The sequence below is a fragment of the Wolbachia endosymbiont of Drosophila bocki genome (assembly GCF_028982005.1).
Lineage (GTDB): Bacteria > Pseudomonadota > Alphaproteobacteria > Rickettsiales > Anaplasmataceae > Wolbachia > Wolbachia pipientis.
In genome coordinates this window covers 1-3,785 of sequence record NZ_JAPQLG010000112.1, presented here as the reverse complement: position 1 = coordinate 3,785, position 3,785 = coordinate 1, and the positions used below count along the sequence as shown (strand labels likewise).

Annotated in this window: 1 protein-coding gene and 2 pseudogenes; 1 reads left to right on the top strand and 2 read right to left on the bottom strand. The window is 35.7% G+C overall.

The genetic code is table 11. The features are described from left to right. Nucleotides 1-150: 150 nt before the first annotated feature. Nucleotides 151-2,064 (bottom strand): excinuclease ABC subunit UvrB, encoded by a 1,914-nt coding sequence (uvrB, locus tag OZD61_RS02405; RefSeq protein ID WP_274979714.1) that lies wholly within the window; start codon nucleotides 2,062-2,064, stop codon nucleotides 151-153. Nucleotides 2,065-2,459: 395 nt separating this feature from the next. Further along, nucleotides 2,460-2,780 (bottom strand): annotated as a pseudogene (locus OZD61_RS02400) (transposase); the annotation flags it as partial. 85 nt (nucleotides 2,781-2,865) lie between these two features. Between OZD61_RS02400 and OZD61_RS02395 the strand changes: the two are divergent. After that, nucleotides 2,866-3,697 (top strand): annotated as a pseudogene (locus OZD61_RS02395) (IS982 family transposase). Nucleotides 3,698-3,785 lie beyond the last annotated feature (88 nt).

Here is a 3,785-nt window from a genome sequence, read left to right as displayed (position 1 = left end):
GCCAAAGTCTCTGACCCTAAGGGCGCTGGTGTTAATTTTTCTCATCCATTGCAGATATTGCACCGTACTAAATATTTAAAAAGTATTAATATAAAGATATCAATAAAATTATTTACATTTTTATACTATGCCCATAGCATCATATATTACTTAACCTTGCAATAATTTTTTTATTCTTGCTGCTTCTTCGAACTCTAAATTTTCAGCATGCTCTATCATTTGCTTTCTCAAATCATCCTTATTAGTATTTACTTTCGGTTCTGCTATTGCCCTCTCCTGTAAGGTGTTTGATATAGGTTTTATTATAGTCTTTGGGACAATATTGTGCAATATATTATGTTCTTCTTGTTTTTTTCTTCTTCTTTCGGTCTCTCTTAATGCACGGTCCAGAGAACCAGTGATTTTATCTGCATACAAAATTACTCTACCTTCAGCATTACGCGCAGCACGACCGATCGTTTGAATTAATGAAGTTTCCGATCGCAAAAATCCTTCTTTATCAGCATCCAAAATTGCAACCAACCCACACTCTGGAATATCAAGACCTTCCCTCAGCAAGTTAACACCTACTAAAACATCGATTTCTTTAGATCTCAATTTGTATATAATTTCTATTCTCTCCAGCGCAGCAATATCAGAATGCAAATAACTCACTCTCATATTCAATTCACTCATATATTCAGCTAAATTTTCAGCCATTTTTTTCGTCAATGTAGTGATTAAAACACAAAATCCCTTCCCTATTGTCACTTGTGCCTCATGAATTACATCATCAATTTGACTCTCTATTGGTTTTACAATGCAGATTGGGTCTGTAAGCCCTGTTGGACGGATAACTTGCTCTATAAATACATTATTGGTCTTTGCCAACTCATACTTTCCTGGAGTGGCTGAAATGTAAACAGTCTGCGGCCTAACTCCCTCCCACTCTTCAAATTTTAATGGACGATTATCAAAAGCGGAAGGGAGCCTGAAGCCATAGTCGATCAATTTCTTTTTACGCGCCTCATTACCACTGTACATCGCACCAACCTGAGGAACGGTGACATGACTCTCATCAACAAATAAAATTACGTCTTTGGGTAAATATTCAAACAAAGTAGGTGGTGGATCCCCAGCTTCCATTCCATAGAGATAACGCGAATAATTTTCAATACCTTTACATATTCCTGTTGTTCTCATCATTTCGATATCAAAATTAGTGCGTTGCTCGAGGCGCTTTGCTTCAACAATCTTGTTTTGCGAGTAGTAATAATCCAAGCGTTCATGCAGCTCTTTTTTGACTAGTTCAATTGCCTGCAACAAAGCCTCACGCGGGGTTATGTAATAGCTATTTGGAAAAATGGTGATTTTATTTACGCCTTTGGTAACATTGCCCGTTATAGCATCAACTTCAGAAATTTCTTCTATTTCATCGCCAAATAACGATAAACGCCAAGCTTTATTTTCATAATGGGAAGGAAATATATCAACAATATCGCCGCGCACTCTGAAATATCCTCTCTCAAACCTGGCATCAGAGCGCTTGTATTGAAGATCAGTTAAGTTGCTCAGGAAATCATTAATACGAATTTTATTTCCAACACTAAGCGGTATGATCATGCTGCGGTAGCTCTCAGGCGAACCAAGACCGTATATGCAGGAAACACTGGCAACTACGATCGTATCCCTGCGCTCCAAAAGGGAGCAGACGGTGGAATAACGCAGCATCTCAATTCTTTCGTTAATTGCAGAATCTTTTTCGATATAAGTATCAGTTTGTGGTAAATAGGCTTCAGGTTGATAATAATCATAATAAGAAATGAAGTATTCAACAGCATTATGGGGAAACAATCCTTTCATTTCCTCATAAAGCTGTGCTGCTAAAGTTTTATTGTGTGCCATAATTAATGCAGGCCTATTTGTTCTTGCAATAACATTTGCCATAGTAAAAGTTTTCCCAGAACCAGTAACTCCAAGCAAAACCTGATCTCTTTTATTACTATTTAGCCCTGCAATTAAGCTATCGATTGCCTGTGGTTGATCCCCAGCCGGTTGAAAATGTGTAGCGATTTGAAATTTCATAGACTTTACTTACTATCTTTGATTCATTGTATAGTAAACACTATATTGCTTTTAAGACAAGTTGTATAGCTATCGTAAAGCCATAAAACACTAACCAACAATGTCATGCAAGTAGCTGACACTGGAATCTTGTTTCAATGTTAAACAAAATACCATAGAATTCAAGAAGACAATTCCTAAAAAATCCCTACATCCAAAAAAAGGCAAAATGCTGCTTGAATAAGCTAAATTTTTTTAGATGCAAAAACAATAAAACATAGTTGATACTAAAGTTATAGTACTCCTATGACAACGTTACAAAAATTAAGGAAATGGATAGCTCTGATCAATTGGAATAGTATTTTCAGGTACCGGTGGTCAATATGACATTTTTAAAATAAAGATTTAGAAGCTGTTTAAAATCTTCTCAATAGAAGAGAAATGAAGGAAAGAACGACCATTTGTAGGCTATTGTTAAGTTTTCGCTCGCAATTTTTCCACAATCGTCTGCATTTTTCTAACCAAGCGAAAGATCGCTCTACAACCCATCTTTGTGGCAATACAGCAAAGGAATGTAATTCACTTCGTTTTATTACTTCTACAGTTGCTCCAATAATCGTTTTTATTTTAGTTGCAAAATTTTCTCCTGTATAACCTGCATCGACCAGTATATTTTTAACTTCCGAGAGGTTTTCTTTTGCGCTTTCAACCATTCTCACAGCACTGCTAACCCCAGTTGTAAATTAGAAAAAATAGAAAAGGTAAGGAAATAGGGTAAACTCCAAGGTATTTGATATTCATTCCTAAAATAGGAGGTTACCAATGAAAGAGAAAGTAACAGAAATCTTTTGTATAGTCGATGATTTTTGCAATACAGTCGATGAAAATTTTGCAGAAAAACTTCTACCAAGTGGCAAAAAACCAACCAGGACGCCAGAGATTACGCATTCAGAGATTTTTACCATAATATTGCTATATCAAGTGCGACAATTTTAAAATTTTCTATGTGCATTATTTGAAATTATTATACGAATCAGCGTTTCCAAAATTGCCATCCTATAGTAGGTTTATCAGGTTAAAATCGCGGGCTTTATGGTATTTAGCGCTCTTAATGCAATGGTTTTGCGAACAGTCAAAAGTGACAGGGATTTCGTACATAATCTATCGCTGTTTGCCATCCAAAAAGGACCTCGAGAAACAAAGTTTTCAAAGGGTTGGCAAAGATTGGAAAGACTACTTATGGGTGGTTTTTCGGTACGTCTAGTAATCAACGAAACTGGCGAAATTCAAGGGGTTACGGTGACAAAAGGCAAAGTTGATACCTGTGCCAAATTTAACTCAGAAATTGACTGGATTATTGTTTAGAGATAAAGGATATATCAAAAAAGATCTTTTTCACGAATTATTCGATAGAGGGTTAAAGCTTGTAACCAGTATAAAAAGGGTATGAAAAACTCATTAATGGTGCTAAATGAGAAGATTTTGTTAAGAAAAAGATCGATTATTGAGACAGTTTTTGGCTCTCTGAAAAACAAATTTGAGATTGAGCATACTCGCCACAGATCACCGATAAATTTTTTGGTACACATTTTTTCTACGCTTGTTTCATATTCCATGCAGCCGCTGCATTTCTAAGCTTTACTTCGTTGGCTAATCCGCAACTGGGGTATATCTTACTATTACCCACAAATAAAAACATAGTATTGTATTTACTCAAATAATTTAATTTTATTAACCTGAAA

What these genes read in the sequence shown, in the direction of transcription:
- uvrB (WP_274979714.1), bottom strand. Translation starts at nt 2,064, where the DNA reads ATGAAATTTCAAATCGCTACACATTTTCAACCGGCTGGGGATCAACCA.